The following is a 20,503-nucleotide window of genomic DNA, read 5'->3' as shown; positions in this document are numbered from 1 at the left end:
CCTGTGTTTGGGGCTTTTTTTATTTCCCTTGTTGCCTAATCCAAACCCTTTCGGCAGTTTCGAGTTTAAAAGCCATAGTTTATCTAAAGTCTATCAATGGAAAACTTTGTCAAGATTCAGGTACCGGTAACAATCTCTTACCCCGCTTTGGAAAGCGTACTCCAAAAGCAGCTGGTGGGCGAATACATACCGAAGCCCTCCGAGGATGCGGATGCAAACCCCTACGCTCAGATTCTGGATGTTGGCCTGGCAGGCAGCAGCGCCGGTGCCGGTGACATCATCTTAAAAGTCAGGATCCGGGTTTTAAGGACCATACTCAAGCGCGATAATGTGGACCTGTACGTGCAGGCAACGCCAGGCTACGACAACGACCGGCAGCAGGTATACATCCGCCGGTTTAACATGCAAGCGCAGACCTCCAGCCGCTTTTATAATTCCTCGCTCGAAGTACTGGTCAACAAGGTGGCCTATAACCAGATCATTCAGAAGGCAAGAGTAAACCTGTCCGAAATCATCGCGGGCGAACTGACTAAGGCTAACGGGATGCTGGAAGCAGGTATGGATTTGAAGGGGCTGAAACTCACGGGTGCCGTAGAAGAGGTGCGTGTGCAAGACATCACGCCAAAGTCAAACCGTTTGTTCCTGAACCTGGAGTTGCAGGCAAAAGTGGAAGTAGATGTGTTTGACCTGAGCGAACTGCTGCCCGCCTAACCTGAGCCGAACTACCCAGAAAGAGATGAATATAGGTATAGCAGCTATATTTTTTCATTGCAAAAGATTTTTTTTTTGATCTGTTAAAGCTTTGATGCTTAGGATGATTAAACCAAAATTGTGTTGGGTCGTTTTATACAGATACCTTTGGAAGCGCGAATAGTATCAGTGAGTTTTGGCAATTAAGGAAAAAGCCCTACTTTTGCACTCCCAACACGGGAAACACATAGTACTGATTCTGTAGCTCAGCTGGTAGAGCAATACACTTTTAATGTATGGGTCCTGGGTTCGAATCCCAGCGGGATCACCGAAAAGAAAGAGGCTGTTTACGCAAGTAAGCAGCCTCTTTTGTTTTGGCCCTCTCTTTGTCCTGATCTCATGTTTTTCGCCTGCAGCATACCTTTACCGTACAGGTATAGCATGCCACAAAAGCAGCAAGTCAACAAACAAAAATCCCCTGGCTACTGCGGTAGTCAGGGGATTTCAGGTATAGGGTATAAGCGTTTACTCAGTTTTGTAGAGCGTCTCAAACAGCTTGTATTTAAACTGCTTGTACTCCTGCAGCACCGCTACCATGGCAAACAAGGTCAGGGCAATCACGATCGGGTACACCATGTAAAGCATCGGGTGCAGGAGCGGCAAAAACAGCAGACCTAACAGCAACATGGACAAGAAACTGTACAGGTATGAAGTCTTGGCACTAAAGCTCAGGATGCCACCCTTTACCATTTTAGGACTGGTGAACGAAGCTATGATCCCGATTGGTGTCAGGACCATAACGGCTGCAGCATACATCAGCAGAATGAAAGTTGCCTGCTCGTGGTTAAAGAAGGCCACATACAGCACCACAAGGGCTGCGTCTATCAGGATAGCATGCGCAGCGGCAACAGGCTGGCCTTCAGAAATTCCTTGTAGCTTCCTGTAGCACGCTCTGTCGTCAGCCACAGGTTTTTGTAAAAGCCCCACACGTTGTTGAACACATAGGTATAGATCACGAGCGGACCCACAAAAAACCAGAGTGTTGCGTTCTTGTCCAGCATATGGATGCCCTTGGCCGTGTACACCGTTGCGTCGATGCCCAGCATCAGCACCTTGAAACCCAGACCGAACAGAAGCAGTTGCTTGGCCATTTTGTGATTCTTGAATAGGCGCCAGCCCAGGCTACGTCGGGCATTATGACTGTAATTCACGGTACGGCGTTTCGGTTCGAAGGCTGCCTGCTCCAGCAGGAAATTCGCAAGCAGAAAAGAGGCCAGCGAAGCCAGATGCACCACCAGCATCATCACCGAATTCACAGGCTCAAACATAGGCGCGCGGGCTTCCAGGGCTATAAATGCGCCTGCCATGATCATGGCGCCCCAGAATGCGCTGCTGCGCCAGTTGATGCGGCGCTCAATAAACACCTGCAGTGATCGCCTTGTGATATGGGCTGTCAGGAATACCAGGAAACTCTGTACCAGGTGCAGCACAGTATAGTCAGACGACATCATAAAGAGCAACAGCAGGAAGTTGAGCAGCACGAAGTAGAACGGCGATACCAATTCCACTACAAGCTCAGTCCAGAAGCGCTTGAGCGGCTTAACAGGGTATATGCGGTTAATGAAATCAGCTTTCGGAATGTAGGCCGGGAAAAAACCCCGCAGGATCGTGAAGGCCAGCAACAGCAGGTTGGTATAGCCCAGCATCTGGCTGACATCCATATTCAGTCCGCCTTCACGGGCCTGCTGAAGCAGGTACGTAAACAGCCAGGCATAAAAAGCCGACAGCACAATGCCAAGCGCAAGCAGGAGCACCCGCTGCATCTTCTTGTGCCGGAAATAGCTATTCAGTCTTGCCTTGCAGGAATATAAAATCAGATCCATGTAATTGAGTTTAGGAGTTGGAGAGTCGGGGAATTTAGGAGTGCTCTACAATCTCAAACTCCTAAACTTTAAAACGCTCAAACTAATTCAACATCCAGTCGATGTCGGCGTCGGTAGTGGTGTGGTGTGGCTGGAGGAGTTGGAACAGGGCCTGGTCGATCAGGCTTCGCCGTTCATGGTAAACTCCTGTACCGAGCCGTTGTACATCAGCTGTCCGTCATTAAGCACTCCGATGTGCGTGGCTACACGCTCCACATAATTCAGGTCATGTGACGAGATTAGTACTACCCGGTTTGGCGTGCTGTAGTTGCGGATCAGCTTTACAAGTAGCTGCGCTGCGATCGGATCAAGACCTGTGAAAGGCTCGTCCAGGATAAGCACGCGCGGCTTGTGAAGAATGGCCGCCACAATGCCGACCTTCTTTTTCATACCCGTAGAGTAGCCCGCAATATTTTTGTGAAGCGACTCCCGCTCTGAGAAAAAGTAATTGGTCAGGCTGTTGATACGCTGCTGCGCCTCATCTTCAGGTAATTTATAAAGCTTTGCCACAAAGTTGAGGTATTCCAGTCCGGTAAATTCTTCAATCAGGGGATTGTCTTCGCAGAGGGCACCTAAATCCTGCTTCACTTCAAGTGCATTGCTCAGGTAGTCCTTGCCAAAAAGCGCTATTGTGCCGCTGTCAGGCTTTATGAGATCGAGAATACTGTTGAGGAAGGTGCTTTTGCCAACGCCGTTTTTTCCAAGCAGGCAGTAGCACTGGCCCTGTTCTATTGTAATGTCAAGCGATTGCAGTACATGTTTGTTGCCATACGCTTTGGATAGTCCTTTTATCTCGATGCTCATATTCTTCCCCTGGCTAAATATAGTAATATAACTATTCTTAATACAGGTATAAATTTAGTTATACCCCCGAAATAGTCCAAACATTATGCGCGAAACTTAAGCTGAGTGCTGCCAGCATCCCTGAAATCTTATGCGCATTTGTGCTAAAGCAACATTGGTAGCTATGCATAAGGTTTCGGCGCTTCTCAAATGTTTTGCAATTTTTTGATATCAGTCACGCAAGCCTTTAAGAGCCAAAACTTTGCCACATTGCCATTGCTTTAACAAACAAATTGATTTTATGTTTTTAGGTTAGTCTAAAAATAAAAATAAGTAAATCTAAACTTTTATTTAAGTTTGTCTCGTATTAGTCTTGATAAGCTTAAACTATTGAAATGAAGTACCTATACCTGATTTATGTATTGCTCATGCTCCCTGTCGTAGTTAGTGCGCAAACCGGCAAAATAGAAGGGCAGGCACTAGCCGGGGGCGCACCAGCAGCTTTTGCCAGCATCGGCCTGGTAGGAAGCAGTGTCGGTGCTACTGCTGATGAAGAGGGGTATTTTGAATTAACGCCAGTACTGGCAGGAGAGCACAAGATCAGCGTTTCAGCCATTGGCTTCAGGACGCAGGAAGTGGCAGTGACGGTAAAAGCCGGAGAAACAAGTAATGTGAAAGTTACTTTGCAGCCCCAGGATGCCCGACTGCGTGAAGTGGTGGTGTCGGGTACCATGCGCGAAACGTATCTGCTGGAGTCACCGGTGCCGGTGGAGATCTACACCCCCAAATATTTTCAAAAGAACCCTACCCCGGCCATATTTGAGGCGCTTGAAATTGTGAACGGAGTGCAGCCACAGATCAACTGCAGTGTGTGTGGCACCGGCGACATCCACATCAACGGCATGGAAGGCGCCTATACCATGGTGCTGATCGATGGCATGCCGATCGTAAGCGCCCTGTCTACAGTCTACGGACTGAGTGGCATACCCAACAGTTTGATCGAGCGGGTGGAGGTGGTGAAAGGACCAGCCTCTACCTTGTATGGCTCCGAAGCTGTGGCAGGCCTCATTAACATCATCACCAAAAGTCCTGCAACGGCTCCACGCCTCTCAGCTGACCTGTTCTATACCTCTCACCGCGAGCTGAATGCCGACATAGGGTATAGCAAGCGCTGGAACCGCGCTTCGACCATGCTGAGTACTAATTACTTCCGGTTTGCCGACCGGCGCGATGTGAACCAGGATAATTTTACGGACATCCCGCTGCAGCATCGCTTTTCCATCTTTAACAAATGGAGCCTGAATCGTCTGGAAAACCGGGTGGCTAACCTGGCGGCCCGCTACTACTACGAAGATCGCTTTGGTGGGGAGATGCAGTGGCAACCGGTACACAGGGGAGGCGATCAGGTATACGGCGAGTCAGTGTATACGAGTCGCTACGAAGTGCTGGGAAGCTACCAGCTGCCTATACCTGAAAATCTGCTGTTCAGCTTCTCTTACAACGATCATCAGCAGAATGCTGCTTACGGGGAGACTAACTACAAAGGGCATCAGCGGGTGGGCTTCGGGCAGTTGGTATGGGATCGTGACCTGGGCGCAAAACAGAAGCTGCTGCTTGGCACCACCTACCGCTATACCTGGTACGATGACAACACGCCTGCCACCCAAGAGGGAGATGATGAGGCTACTGAAAACAGTCCGGATCAGACTTCTTTGCCAGGGGCCTTTGCACAGCACGAGTACAAAGCTTCTGATAAGTTCACGCTGCTCTCCGGTTTGCGCTACGATCACCACTCGGCACACGGAGGCATTTTTTCGCCGCGTCTGAGCATACGCTGGGCTCCGGATGAAGACAATATCTTTCGTCTGAGTATGGGCAATGGCTACCGTGTAGTCAACCTGTTCACCGAAGATCACGCCGCCCTCACCGGTGCCCGTGAAGTAGTCATCCGAAACGAACTGAAGCCAGAGCAGTCCTACAACGTCAACCTGAACTACCAGCGCTACATTCCGCTTGGTAGTGGCTTTCTGAATTTGGAGGGGTCGGCCTTCTATACCTATTTCACGAACAAGATCGTTGCTGATTTCCTGACGAACAATACGCAGATCATCTACGACAACCTGAGCGGGCATGCCATTTCCAAAGGTATAGCCTTAAATACGGAGCTGGCCTTTACCTTTCCGCTGCGCCTGCACACCGGCGTTACGCTGATGGATGTGTACCAGGTGCAGGACACATGTGAGGGACAGCATGAGCGTGTTCCGCAATTGCACGCACCCCGGTTCTCGGGCACCTTCACCGCATCGTACCAGTTCAGGCAGCTCGGCCTCACACTGGACTACACAGGCAGTGTGAAAGGCCCGATGTACCTGCCGGTGCAGGAGAATGATTTCAGACCGGAAATGTCGCCTTGGTTCAGTCTGCAAAACCTGCAGGTCACCAAGACGATGGGAGAAGGGCTGGAGCTATACGGCGGCGTTAAGAACTTGCTGAACTTCATGCCCAAGCACCCGCTGATGCGCCCCTTCGACCCTTTTGACCGGCAGGTGGAAGTGAACAACCCGTATGGCTACAGCTTCGACACGGAGTATAATTATGCGCCTATGCAAGGCCGACGTTTTTTCCTGGGTGTTCGCTATACCTTGCCGCAGTAAGTTAAGTGTTTGACTGCGTGAACAGTTTGAGTGTACTTCGTGTTAAGTGACAGGATTTGCAGGAAAATAGCCGCAAAAAAACAGTTCTGAGCACAGATGACTGTTGCAATTCTCAATTATGCAGTATACTTTTGCAAACCTAATCAGCTGCGCACGTGGTGAAACTGGTAGACACGCCATCTTGAGGGGGTGGTGCCTCGGGTGTGGGAGTTCGAATCTCCCCGCGCGCACTCTAAAAGCTCTGTTCTTAACCGGACGGGGCTTTTTTTATGGCTATACCTTCCGCTCGAACGGATTCTCGGGCTTCACCAGCATCACCTGTTCGCGCTCGACTACCACGGCACCAGCCGGGGCGCCTTTGGGTTTGCGGACCCATTTTTTCGGGGTGTAGAGCACGGGGCAGAGGGTGTCGCTTTTGCGTTTGCTGTAGTAGGCGGCCAGTTGGGCGGCCTTCTCGAGTACGGTGGCAGGGACGGTTTTTCCTGCCTGATGCTTAATCACCACATGAGAGCCTGAGACGTCTTTGGCGTGTAGCCAGATGTCTTCCTTGTAGGTATGGCGCTGGGTAAGCAGGTCGTTGTTCTGAGCACTCTTGCCGACCAGTATCTTAAAGCCTTCGGTCTCAAACAGGCGGAAAGGTGCTTCCTGCAGGGCCTGCTGTTTGGTGGTGAGCAGGTGGGCATGCTCTTTCAGGTATAGCTTAAGCGCCTTATAGGTCTTTGCTTCCTCCAGCGCCTGCAGAGCGTCTTCCAGCACAATGGCTTCTTCTAGTTTGCGCTCCTGCCGCTCCTCCAGTTGGCTGATCTCAACATGCTGCTTCTTGGCTTTGCGGTACAGGCGCTCAGCTTGCTTCTGGGGCGTTTCATTGGCCTTGAGCTTAAACTTGCGTGTGCGGTCGGTATAGAAGTCGTAAAGCTCTACTTCAGTGGCACGGGGCGGAATATTGGTCAGGTTCGCCATGATGATGTCAGCAATCTGGGAATAGGAGCGACCGTGGCGCAGTTCATGCAGCCGGGCTTCTGTCTGCTCCAGTATGGCCTGAGTGGCGCGTTGCTTCTTGCGGAGCTGTTGCTGTGTCTGTTCAAAGATGCGCTCAAAGCCGGTTTCGCTCAGGTAACTGCGGGTAAAGCCGTTCAGCGCCTCTATCGGGTTATCATATACCTGCAGCACTTCCCCCAGCTGGAGCAATGATAGCCGCAGCTTTCCGTCCAATCTGATCAGGTAATACGCCGCAGGTGCTTCGAGTAGCTCAAGCATAGTCTGCACCAGCTCCCACTTGTCTTCGGGCGTGAGCTGGCTATACCCTTGTTGTTCCAGGTACAGGGCAGGCAAATCGCCAAAGGTCGGGTATACCTTCTTGATATTACCCTCTGCTGCAGCAAAGGCCTCGAAGTTCTGGCGGATAGGCCTGTCCATCTGTAGCGGGTTCAGCTCCAAGTCGGCTCCAAATTTCTTATGAAACAGCTTAAGCGGCTCGTCGCCTTGAAACAGCACGATGTTGGAGCGGTTGCCAAAAAGCTTGAAGAGCAAGGTATAGCCATCGCTCAGCCTCAGGTAAAAGCTGCGCTCGTTCAGGTGCTGCACCACATCCTGCACGGTTTGCCCCAGCAGCTCCCCAAAAAGGTTGATCGTATTGGCCTTAGCCCGTTTAAACTCAGACGGGAAAGAAAGCGATGAAAAGTGCGCAGTGAGTGAGGCGCGGACATACAGCTCCCGCTCCCCCTCAGTAAAGCCTATCACCAGTTCGTCCTTGTTCTGACTGAAGCAAGTGACAACCTCCATCCCTACCAGCCGACTGCGCAGCTGCTCGGATAGTTGCCTTAAAAAGTAGTAATTCTGGTGCATTTATACCTCAATCTGCAGGCCGTCGTAGCCTAGTCGGATAAAGTCGGGGAGGGTCAGTTCCACCTCGCGGTGGAGGCCCAGCAGGTGACTGATGTGGGTCAGGTAGGCACGCTCGGGCTGGAGGTCCTCGAGCAGTTCGATGGCTTCCTGCAGCGAGAAGTGTGATATGTGCGGCTCCTGGCGCAGGGCGTTCAGCACGATCGCTTTAGAACCGCGCACTTTTTCCTTTTCAGATTCCGAGATGTAATTGGCGTCGGTGATATAGGTGAAATCTCCCACACGGTAGCCCAGCACGGGCAGTTTGTAGTGCTTCACCCGGATAGGTATAAACGGAATACCTTCAATCTCAAAAGGCTCTTCGGTAATAGGGTGTAGCTCAACCCGCGGAATGCCGGGGTACTGTATACCTGAAAAGATATAGGCGAACTCCCTTTTGAGCTGTTCCAGCACACGTTCCTCACCGTAGAGCGGCATGTCCTTGTGCTGCGAGAAATTGTAGGCGCGGATATCGTCGAGGCCGGCAGTATGGTCTTTGTGCTCGTGGGTAAACACCAGGGCATCGAGCGTGCGGATGCGCTCGCGCAGCACTTGCTGGCGGAAATCAGGGCCGGAGTCGATGATGATGCTCTTGCCGCCTACCTGCAAATGTACCGATACACGCAGGCGTTTGTCCCTGTAATCAACAGAACGACACACTTCGCAGGAGCAACCGATAACCGGTACGCCCTGCGAAGTGCCCGTGCCTAAAAGCGTTACTTTCAATTGGTTCTTTCCTGATTGCGGATGTCCTGGTAGAGCTGTCGGTTCTTCTCGCTCAGCAGATTCTCATCCACAGTAATGGTTCTCAGAATGTCGTACAGGCAATTGATCTTTCCTTCAAGGCTGAAGTACTTGTTCACGACAGCTACTTTCATGTCTTTGAGCACACAGTAGCCTGCTTTAAAATTCCCCTTCTCGTAGCGCAGTACAAAATCCGACTCCGCAAAAATATCCTCCAGCTTATTTAAAAATGGCCGCGTGTACTTCAGTTCCATTTACAACTCTCCGGTGTGCTTCTTTACGGTCTGTACCAGCATGTCGAAATCAAGCGGTTTTGGCAGGTACTCATTGATGCCCACTTCCTTGAAGTCTTCCATGGTGTAGTTGTTGGCGTTGCCTGTTACTGCTATGATCGGAATGTTGGAGATCTGCTCGTCTTTATGCGCACGGATTTCCTTAGAGCACTCCATCCCGTTTTTGATCGGAATGTTGAGGTCCATCAGGATGGCGTCGATCTTATTGTTCTCTACCTGCTTGATCACCTCACTACCGTTCTTGGCGGTCAGGATCTTGTAGTTCTGAAGCTCGAGAATTTTCTTCGTCAGGTTCAGGATCACAGAGCTGTCTTCTGCAATCAGGATGGTTTTGTTGTCTGCCATGGGTTTAATAAACTATAAAATGATCTCTTTATAAGTTTTGCGGTAGTTTTCGTATTGGGCCAGCAGCTTTGCGAAGTTACTTCTTACGTTATCGTACTGGTCATGTTTTATGTCATGCTCCAGGATTTTGGCTAGCTCGGCCACCTGGTTGATGCCAAGTGTAAAGCCGGTCCCCTTAAGTTGGTGCAATGTACTTAAAATACTTTTGTATTGTTGTGCCTCCAGCTCTTTTTTGGCCTCTTCGAGCAATTCACCAGCTTCCTGTTCAAATTCCACATACAACTGGCGCGCAAATTCCGCCCCTCCAATCTCTTTGAGTTGCTCTGTAATGGCCAGGTCGATCACAGGTATGGTATCGTCCTCCGAATCATCGTCAATGGCTGCAGTAAGTCCACCGGCTTTGTCGCGCTTCCAGTTCAGCTCATGCCATCTCATGATCACTTTGTACAAGTCTGAACTTTTCACCGGTTTGGAGATATAATCATCCATGCCCTGGCTCATAAACTTCTCGGCATCTTCGCGCATCGAGTAGGCAGTCATGGCTACTACCGGCGGACTGTCATTGCCCAGCTTCTCCTGGATAATTGAAGTAGCCGTTACGCCGTCCATTTCAGGCATCTGAATGTCCATGAACACCATGTCGTAGCCGTTGTTAAGCGCCCTGTCTATGGCTTCGTAGCCGTTGGAAGCAACGTCGGTGCGACATCCCAGTCGCTCCAGCAGCTTGAAGGCCACTTTCTGATTGATCTGGTTGTCATCTACTAGCAGTACATAAGGTGTGAAGTCCAGCACCTCGGCTTCGGCGTTTTGCAATTGCATGCGCTGAAGCTGTGCTTCCACTTCTTCGCTGTTGGCTTTCTTCACCTTTATCGTGAACCAGAAGGTGCTACCGTCATTTGGTATCGATTCCACCCCGATGTCACCACCAAGCAGGTGGGTGAGCTGCTTCGAGATGGCCAGACCGAGGCCTGTGCCGCCAAAGGTCTTGGTGGACGAGTTATCAAGCTGGGTGAAGTCAGTGAAGAGCAGTTTCTGGTCTTCGTCGGTTATACCTATACCTGAGTCCTTCACCCGCACTTTCAGCATATACTCCTGACCTTTCTTCAGTGGTTCGGCATCTACATGTATGCTCACTTCGCCTTCGTTCGTGAACTTAATGGCGTTAGAAGTCAGGTTGGAAAGCACCTGCAGGAAACGCGTTTCGTCGGTGAGCACATAGCGTGGTGTCTCCGGCGTTATCGTGTAGGTAAAATGCAGGTCCTTTTGCTGGGCCCGGTTTGCAAAGAGCGAGTGTATCTTGTTGAGCGTGTCATGCAGGTCCATGCCGCTCTCGTGCAGCACCAGCTTACCAGCCTGCATCTTCGACAGGTCGAGGATATCGTTCAGGATCGCCAGCAGGCATCCGAAGACTTGCGCAGTGTATCGATGTACTCTTTCTGCTCCTCGTCGTTGACGATCTGACTCAGCAGATCGATCATACCAATGATACCGTTCATAGGTGTGCGCAGTTCGTGACTCATGTTGGCCAGGAACTGTGTTTTCACCTTGAGCAGGTTCTCTGCCTCTTCTTTGGCTTTGAGCAGCGCTACCTGCGTGCGCTTCAGTTCGGATACATCGCGCAGCACACCTTCCATACCGGCAGGCTGTCCTTGCTGGTCGTAGGTGAGGCGTGCATCGAGCAGTACGGTTTTAATAGAGCCGTCTTTGCAGACCATTTCTATCTCGAAGTCACGAATGCTCTCCTGTTCCAGTACCCGCTCTTTTACCAGCACCCGATCAGCTGCATTGGCATACAGTTGCTCTGACGAAATACGCTGGACTTCCTGTTCATTATACCCCAGCAAGTTGTAAACTGAAGGGCTGACCAGCTCAAAGGCACCACCCATGGTGGTGCGGTAATACACGTCCTGGAAGGACTCGAATATACTACGGAACTTCACCTCACTCTGTGCCAGCGCCAGCTGCGAGCGTTTCTTATCTGTGATGTCAAGGGCTATACCTGATATCTCCTCAAAGCTTCCGTCTTCCAGGTAGATCGGGTTCAGGTATACCTCTCGCCAGCTTTCCGGATTGTGCAGGTGCACTTCAAAATGCTGTGGTTGCCCATTGAAGGCGAGCACATACTTCTCTTTCCAGAACTCAAAAGAGTTCTCGTGGAAGTTCACCACATTGCTATCGTTGAGCCTGGTGTAAAGCTCCAGTTCCTGCCCGCTTCTGTTGAAGAAGGCTGTCGCAAAGTTTTGATTGAATGAGGTGAGCTCAAACTCTCGATTGAGGGACCACATGTGATGCGAGCCCGATTCAAAGATGGCGTTGAGACGGGCATTCTGATTGTTGATCTGCTCTTCGTTACGCTTACGCTCAATGGCAAGTGCCACCTGATTCGAGATAAAGTGCAGGATCTCGATGTCGGTATGCACATAGGCATTCGGGTCCTGGTAGTCCTGCAGCGTGATCACCCCGATAATGCGATCGCCGATGGCCAGCGGGGAACAAAGGATGACCTCAGGTATAGCGCCATGTATGGTGATGTCCTGCTCCCGGGCCAGGTCCAGGAGTTCCGACTTCTGCATGTAAAGCGGCTTGCCTGTCTCGATGATATACTCTGACAGACCGTGTGAGAACTGCCGGCGCATTTGCGTCTTGGACGATTTGTCCACAAACTGATCGACCAGGTAGGCAAAATGCAGGTGGCGGTGATCGTTATCGCAGAGCGCAATGTAAATGTTGCGCGTCTCAATGATCTTGCTCAGTTCGCGGTGAATAGCCGAGTAGAGTGAGTTAAGGTCCTTGCTGCTGATGGCCAGGTTAGCAATACTGTAGTATACCTTCTGCAGGCGCTCGGCCTTGATGCGGTCGGTGATATCGTGCAGGATGGCGCGCGTTGCCACCGGACGACCGTCCTGCCAGCTGCAGGTAATGGAACCGATCAGGTGCACGGGCTTGCCGGCCTTGGTCAGGAACACGGTTTCCATCTTGTTCACATTCTCACCCTTGTACAGATTGCGCAGCTGGTAAATGAGCTTGGCCTTGTAATAAGGGTGCACGATGTCGTTGAGCGTGAGCGACTCAATATCATGATCGGTGTAGCCCAGACGGTCTTTCCAGGCTTTGTTCACGAAGATGAACTTATTGTCTACCGAGATATTCTGGATCAGGTCGTGCGCATTGTCGAAGAGGTCCTGCAGACGGATCTTATTGTCTTTCAGAGCCTCCATGGCAATACGCTTATCGGTCATGTCCTTGCCCACGCTGGTCAGGCCAATCAGGTCACCTTCGGGGCCGTACTCAAACATGCAGTTCCAGCGCACGGTCTTCACCTGGCCTGACTTGGTGATCAGGTCACGCTCGTAATAGGAGTTGAGCTGGCGCGTTTCGATAGAGCGTCTGAAGTCGGCAAAGCGTGTCTCGCGATCAGGCTCAGGCACCAGCAGTTCATAGAAATTCTGCCCGATCAGCTCCTCGCGTGAGTACTCCACATAGGTTAGGAAGTAATCATTGGCGTAGGCGATGTTGCCGTTTTTGTCGAGGCTATAGTAGATTAGATTTACTTTCTCCAGGAAGCTGCGGAAATGGGCCATCGACTCGCGGGCGATTTCCTCGCGGCGCTTGGAGTTCTGCACCTGCTTGCGTTGGGTAATGTCGCGCTTGAACACCAGAATGTGGTATGCGCCGTCGATCATCACGCGGTTGAGGTTGAGCTCCGTGTCCATGGTGGTGCCATCTTTGCGGATGTTCTTCCAGTCAACAGTGATCGGTTTCCCGTTCGCCATCAGCTGCTCGATCAACATGGCCGTTTTCTCTGTCGAGCGCATGCCGTCCGGCTGATACTCCGGAGAGTAGTCGGTTGGCGACTTCCCAACCAACTCGTCGCGGGTACAGCGGAAATACTCCAGTGCCTTTTCGTTGCAGTCTACCACAATGCCATCCCGGAAAAGCAGGATCGCGTCGTAAGTGGACTCAAACATGATTTTATACTTGTCCTCGGTATGGGAGAGCTTGAGCTGCAGATCGTGTTTGGCGATGTAGTTGCCAATGGCGCCCCCGATAAAGTCGAGCAGCGACATAAACGACTGGGTAATTTTGGCATCATGCCCTGGCCATACCAGCAGGAGTGCCGTTAGGCCGGCCTCTGAACTGACAGGCAGTACGGTCAGGTGCTGACCCAGCAAATCTTCCATTTGCTGAATGGTGTCGTGCAGGGCTTTGCGGCGGTCAGGTTTGGCAAGTTGCTCAGCCTGCGTCACCGGCAACGGAATAGAGGCCGGGAGGTAGCCCGATGGCGTTTCGCCTGTGTTATAGGAAAGAAGCGCTTTGCCAGAAGTAGCATCGTAGGTATAGACGGCACCACCGATAACATCGGTCTTGTCCAGCAATTCGTTCAAGGTATAGCGTAGCACATCTTCGCGGCTCTCGGAGCCCGACAGATTCGTAATCAGGTGGTTGACGAATTCGAGCTGGTGATTGCGGAAGCGCACATTGCGTTCCGCACCAACTGCCTCGTACAGGTTCTTGGCAGAACCGAAGATGACGGTCTGGCCATTGAAACTGCCCTTTTTCAGGGAGATCTCAACTGGCATCAGTTCCTGCTCTGTTTCACGAAGCCACCACTCAAAGCGCTGTGGCTCTCCTTTCAGGGTAGTCTGCAACTGGTTGCGCAGGGCTACCCGCTCAAACAGGTTGAGTTCAAACTGCTTGAACAGAGATTTTCCGATGATCTCCTCTTTTTTCAACTGCACCAGGTCCGAAGCGCTTTGGTTAATGTCGATGAAAATACCATCGTGATCGAGGACAAACAAAGGCTCTGCGCTGTCGTCGAACAGGTTATGATAACTCGCGTCATCAGCTTCTGCGGCTGCATTCTCTGGGATGTCAAAGCACAGGAAAGCCTGCCCCTGAAACTGCAGTTGCTGACAGTGGAAGGTGCTTAGGTTGCCCTGACGGTCTTTTATCTTTCCTATCGCTTTATCGTTTTGAACCAGCGAAACCTTAAAGGCCGCAAAATCATCTTCATCAGCCAGGCCAACCAGCGGACGTATAGCTACACCCTGCTCTACAGGGAGTATGGTTTCGGCTTTGGTGTTGGCAGCAAGCAGCTCCCCTGCAGCGGAAGCAACAAGCAGGGCATGGTCAGCAGGATAGAGCTGACCAAGCACCTGGAGCAGGTTCTCAGCAAGCATTGTCAGGCTTTCAGTAGTTTGTTGGCTAGGTATCAGTGGCATCTGGTGTAGTTCCGTTGTCGTTTAAACCCATAAATTAGTAAAAAAACAAAAGCAATGGCACTTTTGCTTCCTGAATAACAAGAAAGGGAGTTAATTTGTGGCATAAACACGAAGTATATTGTCTGTCCCGCCCATGTCTGCAACGCCATCCCCCCGTTTTCTGATCGTAGTTGTTGGTCCTACTGCCGTGGGCAAAACCGACCTCTGCGTGCGCCTGGCGCAGCATTTCGGCACTGAGATCATCTCGCTGACTCCCGCCAGTTCTACCAGGAGATGTCGATCGGTACGGCCAAACCCACCCAGGAGGAGCAGCAAGGTATACGGCATCATTTTGTGGACTCGCACCCGATCACAGAAACCTACAATGCAGGCGCTTATGAGCAGGATGTGCTGGCCCTGGCCGGACAGCTGTTTCAGCGGCACGAGGCCGTGATCCTGACAGGTGGCTCAGGGCTGTACGTGCGAGCGGTGACTGATGGGATGGACGAAATGCCTGAGGCAGATCCTGCCGTGCGCGAAAGTCTGACCGCCCGTTACCAGCAGGAGGGACTACAGCCATTGCAGGAGCAGTTGCAGGAACTTGACCCCACGTATTATGAGCGGGTAGACAAGGCCAATCCGCAGCGTGTTATACGTGCACTGGAGGTATGCCTTTCAAGCGGACAGCCTTACTCGGCTTTCCGGAAAGCAGGTACCCGGGAGCGGCCTTTTCATATCATCAAGATCGGGCTGACGCGCGACCGGCAGGAACTGTACGAGCGCATCGACCGCCGCATGGACCTGATGCTGGAGCAAGGCCTGCTGGAAGAAGCCGAAAGCCTGTACCCCTACCGTGCGCACAATGCGCTGCAAACAGTGGGCTACAAAGAGATATTTGATTACCTGGAGGGGCAGTATGACTGGGAGGAAGCGGTGCGCCTGCTCAAACGCAACAGCCGCCGATACGCCAAGCGGCAACTCACCTGGTTTCACAAACACGCCGACTATACCTGGTTTCATCCGGAGCAGTGGGATGAGATACTACGTTTTATCAGGCAGCAGATGCAGGACGCATCACAAGGAAGGTATAGAAACGGCGCGGCCGGCTATTGTGAAAGCCGGCCGCGCCGTTTTCAGGTATAGCCTGCTTATACCGACAGAATATCCACCATTTTGGTGAAGTTCGGGTTGATTAGTTTCTGCTTGGTAATGGTCTCGATGAAAGGAGTGTATACCAGCTCGCGGTTAATGATACCGGCCATTTCGTTGGTGCGCCCAGCCATCAGGCCTTCCACGCAGGCGATACCAAGTTGACTGGCCAGCATACGGTCGGCCGCAGTGGGCGCCCCGCCGCGCTGCACGTGGCCCAGTATCGTTACGCGGGCATCCATGTTCGGTATCTGCTGCGATACTTTCGCGGCGATCTCCGTGGCGCTGCCTTCTTCGTCGCCCTCTGCCACAATCACGATAAAGGAAGTCTTGGACCGGCTCCAGCCGGCTTTCAGCTGCTCAATCACAAAATCGATGGAAGTATCGGTCTCCGGGATCATCACGATCTCAGCGCCGCCACCAATAGCGCAAGGTATAGCAATATAGCCTGAGTCACGGCCCATCACCTCCACAAAAAACACCCGCTCGTGGCTGTCAGCTGTGTCGCGTATCTTGTCGATGGCGTCAAGGGCTGTGTTAACGGCCGTATCGTAGCCAATGGTATAGTCCGTGCCATACAGGTCGTTGTCGATGGTACCGGGTGCTCCGATGGTTGGGATGCCGTACTCCTCGTAAAATATGTTAGCCCCGGTAAAGGTGCCGTCACCGCCGATGGCCACAAGTCCTTCAATGCCATGGGCTCTGAGCTGTTCGTAAGCTGCCTGCCTGCCTTCCTTTGTCAGAAACTCTTTGCTGCGTGCCGACTTAAGTAGGGTGCCGCCTTTCTGTATAATATTACTCACCGTTATCGACTCCATCTTAAAGATGTCGCCCTTGATCATACCGTTGTATCCTCTTCTGATACCGTAAACTTCCAATCCGTAATATACGGCTGTCCGTACAATCGCCCGGATGCATGCGTTCATGCCCGGCGCGTCGCCTCCTGATGTAAATACTCCAATCCTCTTCATAAAGAGTTGCTTTTTAATGGGTTCCCTGTCGAGGCCCGGTTCCGGCCTCTTTCGATTGATCGCTACAGTACACGTGTGCGATTTTATGAATCTGCAAGGTATACATTTGTTAATTTAAGTGGAAATAAAAAAAGAATACAAAAGCATAACTAATAAGATAGTAAAAACCGTATGAAAAGCATCATCGCCTACAGACTGCAAATAAGAAAAAAGCGTTTATACTATGGGTGCTGCAAAAATAACCGGCAGGGTATAGCTATACTTATTGCATTCGTTATTAATTTGTTATGAAATAGTAAACAAGTCAAAAAGGGAATTGTATGTTTAGTTTTTTTGAAAGCGAGGCAGAGAAAAAATTAAAGAGCCACATCACCAACCTCGGTGCTCTAGCCAAGGCGGATGGTCATGTGGATCCCACCGAAATGGATTTTATAATTGCCATCGGTGAGCGCCATGGCATGAAATCCAGTGAAGTGCGTGACCTGCTTTCGAACGTGCAAGCTGTAAAACCCCAGTTGCCCTCTAATGATACGGAGCGCTTCGACCAGATCTATGACCTGGTGGAGATGATGCTGGCCGATGGCATAGTCGATGAAAGTGAAATGGAGTTCTGCGTCAACATGGCTGTGCGGCTCGGTTTCAAGAAATCCATCGTAGGGGTGCTGGTGCGCAAAATCTCCATTGGGGTAAAAGACGGGCTCTCCCGCGAGGAGATACGGCAGGATGCACAGGCCTTCCTGAATTACTAAAAAATGATCGCATGAAAAATCTGCGTGTTTGGAACGGGGCTATTTTGGCTGCTTATGCCATGGCACTGTTACTACTTGCTTACTTCTTTTTTGCCCACGAGCTACACCTCATTTCCTACGAGGCTACCTTACTTTCCGAAGATTTCATTCTGCGTTTTTTTGCCTTCTGGTTCATCAGCTTTCTGCTGACAATCATGGTATACTTGCTCAACCTGAGCCTGAACTACCTCTGGCTACCCCGTCCCGAAAAAGTCGTGGCCATGCAGGCCGGTAAATTGATTCTGGCTATGGGACTCTCTGCGGCCTTGTTTGCAGTAGTTATCGTGACGCTCAGCGGACTGCAGGAGTAATTTTACATAGGCCAGAACACAGGCACCAGCACCAGTATCACAATCACCAGCAGTAAGGTAAGTGGAGAGCCAATCCGGATAAAATCCCAGAAGCGGTACTTGCCCGGGCTGTAAACCAGGATACAGGCCGGCTCAAAAGGCGTTACCAGCGATACCGAGGCCCCCAGCATAATGGCAATGGCAAAGGAACGTGGATCGGCGCCAAGCTCTATAGCGGCTCGTAAGGCCACCGGTATGACCACCAGCGCCGCCGCCGCATTGGACATGGGCTGTGTCAGCAGCACGGTTAGAATCACAAAGCCCGCCAGTATACCTGTTCGGCCACCAATAGGCTCCATCACCTCCACAATACCCTGTGCCAGAAATTCGGCTGCACCGGAATTTTCCATGGCCGCCCCGAAGGCCGTCATACCTCCTATCAGAATAAGCAGGCGCCAGTCTATGGCATTGTAAGCTTTCTCGGTACTGATCGCCCGCAGCAGGATACTCACGACAGCTGCAGACAGAAAAGCAATGGAGAGTGGAAGCACTTGCAGCGTACCTGCCAGTATGGCCAATGCAAAGCTGATGATCACGATAAGCCCCTTCTTCTTTTTGTAGAGCACCGGCTCAAATTCGTCGAGCACGGCAATATGGTTTGAGTTGCGGACCTGCTCGAAGCGCTCAGGTGCGCCCTGTACCAGTAGTACATCGGCCATGCGCAGCCTGATGCTGCCTATCTTGCTGCGCAGCGTTTCACCGTGGCGCGATACGGCCAGCACTACCAGGCCGAAGCGCCGTAAGAACTCCGACTCCTTAATGGTGCGGTTGATCAAGTTGGACTGCCGCGTGATCATGATCTCTGCCAGCCGGATGTTTTCCGTCTCGAGGTCTTTGGAGATGAGTGCATCGGCCATAATCTGCAGTCCCTTGGTCTCTTTTACCTTCATCAGCGTGTCCACATCTCCTTCCACCAGCAGAATGTCATTGGCACGGATACGGGTACGGAAGTCAGGCAGGAAGTTCTCCTTGGCACGGATAACATTGAGCATGCGCAGGTTCAGCGTGGTCAGGTCAGAGGCAAACACCAGCTGTCCGACGAGCGGCGAATCGGGTAGCACCACCACCTCGGTAACATACTTCTGCAGCTTGTACTCTTCGGCCAGTTCCTGGTCGACGTGGCTTGGCAGCATGCGCTGCCCCACGGTCATCATGTAGACCATGCCAACCGCGAAAATGATGAAGCCTATACCTGAGATCTCAAACAGCCCGATCGGCTCCAGGCCTGCCTTGGCAATATAGCCGCTCACTGCCACGTTGGTGGAAGTGCCGATCAGTGTGCAGGTACCTCCCAGGATGGCGGCATAGGCTAGTGGCATGAGTAGTTTGGAGGCACTCAGGTTGATCCGCTTCGAAAGACCAATAAGCGGTGTGATGAACATAGCCGTAACGGTAGTGTTGTTCATGAAAGCCGAAACCACCCCTGTCACCAGCATAATGGTCAGCAGCATCAGGTTATTGCTTTGCTGGGCCAGTCGCACGAGCCGCACCACGGCAAAATCAAGGATACCGGTTTCTTCGAGGGCCGCACTGAGTATGAAGATAGAGGCGATGATGATGATGAAATCACTGCTGAAGCCGGCGAAGGCCTCTTCGGGACTAATGATGCGCAAACCCGACAGGATGATCAGTATGAGCAGGGTGACCAGTTCAACAGACACCTTTTCGGTCGCGAACAGCACAACCGCTATCACCAGCAAGGTCAGTACAATGGCTATTTCCATAGAGGATAATTGGGAAGTCACACCGGATATAAGGTGTAGCAACGGCTTTTACGTGACAAAGCCGCTCCCGATAGTCACTCAGAGGAAAATATTTACGACACCCTTTGCCTATACCTGATAAGGGCAGTCTGCTGGTATACCTGCCAGGTATGGAAAATTAAGCTAATGCTTCATCAATAGACCTCAGGATGATCTGGCAAGCTTCATGAATCTGCTCCTCTGTGATGGTAAGCGGCGGTGCAATGCGCATGGAGTTGTCACAGAACAGGAACCAGTCAGTCAGCACACCATTCAAAATAGCTTGGTCGATCACCGCTTTGAGTACTTCAAACGACTCAAACTCTGCGGCCATCATCAGCCCCTGGTTGCGGATCTGTTTGATGCGTGGGTGCACCAGCAGTTGCTTAATCAGTTCGGCTTTCTGTGCGACGCCTTCCAGCAGGTTTTCTTCCTGAATGACCTGTAGTGTGGCAAGGGAGGCAGCGCAGCTGACCGGGTGCCCGCCAAAGGTAGAGCAGTGGCCCAGGATGGGATCAGTCTTGAAAGCGGCCATGATTTCCTGCGGTGCGATGAAAGCACCAATCGGCATACCGCCTCCCATCCCTTTGGCGCATACCAAAATATCGGGCTCTATGCCGAACTGCTCAAAGGCCCAGAAGGTACCGGTTCTGCCGAAGCCACATTGTATCTCATCCAGAATCAGCAGCGTGCCCGTTTGGTTGCAGCGCTCTCGTAGTCTCTTCAGATAATCCTGATCCGGCACACGGACACCAGCCTCACCCTGCACAGTCTCTATCAAGACTGCAGCTGTGCGCTTCGTTATTTGCTCCAGATCAGCGATGTTATTGTAATGAATATGGCGCACGTCAGGCAGGAGCGGGCGGAAAGCATTCTTAAAACTTTCACTGCCGTTCATGGAAAGGGCACCCTGTGTAGAGCCATGGTAGGCGTTGTAGCAGGAGATCAGCTCGGTACGGCTGTGTAGCGTTTGGCCAGTTTCGAGGGCAC

15 protein-coding genes, 2 tRNA genes and 2 pseudogenes are annotated in these 20,503 nt (G+C 51.6%); 7 read left to right on the top strand and 12 right to left on the bottom strand.

Annotation, left to right across the window (positions count from 1 at the left end):
- The first annotated feature begins 96 nt into the window (after positions 1 to 96).
- Entirely contained in the window at positions 97 to 711 is a 615-nt protein-coding gene (locus O71_RS04690) for a DUF4403 family protein (RefSeq protein ID WP_007653789.1), read from the top strand.
- A gap of 234 nt (positions 712 to 945) precedes the next feature.
- Positions 946 to 1,018 (top strand) — tRNA-Lys (locus tag O71_RS04685).
- 197 nt (positions 1,019 to 1,215) lie between these two features.
- On the opposite strand, the gene O71_RS04680 is transcribed toward O71_RS04685, so the two are convergent.
- The 3 genes from O71_RS04680 to O71_RS04670 all read right to left on the bottom strand — a co-directional run bounded on the left by O71_RS04680 (position 1,216) and on the right by O71_RS04670 (position 3,416).
- Positions 1,216 to 1,656 (bottom strand): hypothetical protein, encoded by a 441-nt coding sequence (locus O71_RS04680; RefSeq protein WP_192811636.1) that lies wholly within the window; start codon positions 1,654 to 1,656, stop codon positions 1,216 to 1,218.
- A complete protein-coding gene (locus O71_RS04675; protein ID WP_007653784.1) occupies positions 1,575 to 2,573 on the bottom strand; it encodes a hypothetical protein in 999 nt (332 codons plus the stop codon). Before O71_RS04675 ends, O71_RS04680 begins: the two co-directional genes overlap by 82 nt.
- 159 nt (positions 2,574 to 2,732) lie before the next feature.
- Positions 2,733 to 3,416 (bottom strand): ABC transporter ATP-binding protein, encoded by a 684-nt coding sequence (locus O71_RS04670; protein WP_007653782.1) that lies wholly within the window; start codon positions 3,414 to 3,416, stop codon positions 2,733 to 2,735.
- A gap of 374 nt (positions 3,417 to 3,790) precedes the next feature.
- Here O71_RS04670 and O71_RS04665 point away from each other — a divergent pair, with 374 nt between their 5' ends.
- Both O71_RS04665 and O71_RS04660 read left to right on the top strand, forming a co-directional pair.
- Positions 3,791 to 6,049 carry a TonB-dependent receptor gene (locus O71_RS04665; RefSeq protein ID WP_007653780.1) on the top strand — a complete coding sequence of 753 codons (2,259 nt, stop codon included), beginning with the start codon at positions 3,791 to 3,793 and terminating at the stop codon, positions 6,047 to 6,049.
- Between the two features lie 149 nt (positions 6,050 to 6,198).
- Positions 6,199 to 6,279: transfer RNA gene (locus O71_RS04660), tRNA-Leu, on the top strand.
- A gap of 43 nt (positions 6,280 to 6,322) precedes the next feature.
- Here O71_RS04660 and O71_RS04655 read toward each other — a convergent pair.
- The 6 genes from O71_RS04655 to O71_RS04635 are packed head-to-tail and all read right to left on the bottom strand — an operon-like array spanning position 6,323 to position 14,534.
- Positions 6,323 to 7,894, bottom strand: coding sequence for an NFACT RNA binding domain-containing protein (locus O71_RS04655; RefSeq protein WP_007653778.1), 1,572 nt, complete (start codon positions 7,892 to 7,894; stop codon positions 6,323 to 6,325).
- A complete protein-coding gene (locus O71_RS04650) occupies positions 7,895 to 8,656 on the bottom strand; it encodes an MBL fold metallo-hydrolase (RefSeq protein WP_007653776.1) in 762 nt (253 codons plus the stop codon).
- Positions 8,653 to 8,928: a hypothetical protein gene (locus O71_RS04645; protein WP_007653775.1), complete on the bottom strand. Its 276-nt coding sequence runs from the start codon at positions 8,926 to 8,928 to the stop codon at positions 8,653 to 8,655. Before O71_RS04645 ends, O71_RS04650 begins: the two co-directional genes overlap by 4 nt.
- Entirely contained in the window at positions 8,929 to 9,312 is a 384-nt protein-coding gene (locus O71_RS04640; protein WP_007653774.1) for a response regulator, read from the bottom strand.
- A 12-nt stretch (positions 9,313 to 9,324) separates the two neighbouring features.
- Positions 9,325 to 10,671, bottom strand: coding sequence for an ATP-binding protein (locus tag O71_RS23695; protein ID WP_155800522.1), 1,347 nt, complete (start codon positions 10,669 to 10,671; stop codon positions 9,325 to 9,327).
- Positions 10,672 to 10,694: 23 nt separating this feature from the next.
- Positions 10,695 to 14,534 (bottom strand): PAS domain S-box protein, encoded by a 3,840-nt coding sequence (locus O71_RS04635; RefSeq protein ID WP_155800520.1) that lies wholly within the window; start codon positions 14,532 to 14,534, stop codon positions 10,695 to 10,697.
- Between the two features lie 133 nt (positions 14,535 to 14,667).
- Between O71_RS04635 and miaA the strand changes: the two are divergent.
- A pseudogene (gene miaA / locus O71_RS04630) lies at positions 14,668 to 15,656 on the top strand (tRNA (adenosine(37)-N6)-dimethylallyltransferase MiaA).
- Positions 15,657 to 15,661: 5 nt separating this feature from the next.
- Here miaA and pfkA read toward each other — a convergent pair.
- Positions 15,662 to 16,633: a 6-phosphofructokinase gene (gene pfkA, locus O71_RS04625; protein ID WP_007653772.1), complete on the bottom strand. Its 972-nt coding sequence runs from the start codon at positions 16,631 to 16,633 to the stop codon at positions 15,662 to 15,664.
- Between the two features lie 320 nt (positions 16,634 to 16,953).
- On the opposite strand from pfkA, the gene O71_RS04620 reads away from it, so the two are divergent.
- Together O71_RS04620 and O71_RS04615 are read left to right on the top strand one after the other, a co-directional pair.
- Entirely contained in the window at positions 16,954 to 17,382 is a 429-nt protein-coding gene (locus O71_RS04620; RefSeq protein WP_007653771.1) for a TerB family tellurite resistance protein, read from the top strand.
- 11 nt (positions 17,383 to 17,393) lie between these two features.
- Complete coding sequence (locus O71_RS04615; RefSeq protein ID WP_007653770.1) at positions 17,394 to 17,732, top strand: hypothetical protein; 339 nt, start codon at positions 17,394 to 17,396, stop codon at positions 17,730 to 17,732.
- 2 nt (positions 17,733 to 17,734) lie between these two features.
- Here O71_RS04615 and O71_RS04610 read toward each other — a convergent pair whose 3' ends face one another.
- Complete coding sequence (locus O71_RS04610; protein WP_237717704.1) at positions 17,735 to 19,516, bottom strand: SLC13 family permease; 1,782 nt, start codon at positions 19,514 to 19,516, stop codon at positions 17,735 to 17,737.
- 136 nt (positions 19,517 to 19,652) lie between these two features.
- A pseudogene (locus tag O71_RS04605) lies at positions 19,653 to 20,503 on the bottom strand (aspartate aminotransferase family protein); the annotation flags it as partial.

Source organism: Pontibacter sp. BAB1700, from assembly GCF_000277005.1.
In the GTDB taxonomy this organism is placed as follows: domain Bacteria; phylum Bacteroidota; class Bacteroidia; order Cytophagales; family Hymenobacteraceae; genus Pontibacter; species Pontibacter lucknowensis.
The sequence above is the reverse complement of the archived record's forward strand: the minus strand, read 5'-3'. Positions and strand labels throughout refer to the sequence as shown.

Coding starts and splice junctions, on each gene's coding strand:
- O71_RS04690 (WP_007653789.1), top strand. CDS start 97: ATGGAAAACTTTGTCAAGATTCAGGTACCGGTAACAATCTCTTACCCC.
- O71_RS04675 (WP_007653784.1), bottom strand. CDS start 2,573: ATGGATCTGATTTTATATTCCTGCAAGGCAAGACTGAATAGCTATTTC.
- O71_RS04670 (WP_007653782.1), bottom strand. CDS start 3,416: ATGAGCATCGAGATAAAAGGACTATCCAAAGCGTATGGCAACAAACAT.
- O71_RS04665 (WP_007653780.1), top strand. CDS start 3,791: ATGAAGTACCTATACCTGATTTATGTATTGCTCATGCTCCCTGTCGTA.
- O71_RS04655 (WP_007653778.1), bottom strand. CDS start 7,894: ATGCACCAGAATTACTACTTTTTAAGGCAACTATCCGAGCAGCTGCGC.
- O71_RS04645 (WP_007653775.1), bottom strand. CDS start 8,928: ATGGAACTGAAGTACACGCGGCCATTTTTAAATAAGCTGGAGGATATT.
- O71_RS04640 (WP_007653774.1), bottom strand. CDS start 9,312: ATGGCAGACAACAAAACCATCCTGATTGCAGAAGACAGCTCTGTGATC.
- O71_RS23695 (WP_155800522.1), bottom strand. CDS start 10,671: ATGCAGGCTGGTAAGCTGGTGCTGCACGAGAGCGGCATGGACCTGCAT.
- O71_RS04635 (WP_155800520.1), bottom strand. CDS start 14,534: ATGCCACTGATACCTAGCCAACAAACTACTGAAAGCCTGACAATGCTT.
- pfkA (WP_007653772.1), bottom strand. CDS start 16,633: ATGAAGAGGATTGGAGTATTTACATCAGGAGGCGACGCGCCGGGCATG.
- O71_RS04620 (WP_007653771.1), top strand. CDS start 16,954: ATGTTTAGTTTTTTTGAAAGCGAGGCAGAGAAAAAATTAAAGAGCCAC.
- O71_RS04615 (WP_007653770.1), top strand. CDS start 17,394: ATGAAAAATCTGCGTGTTTGGAACGGGGCTATTTTGGCTGCTTATGCC.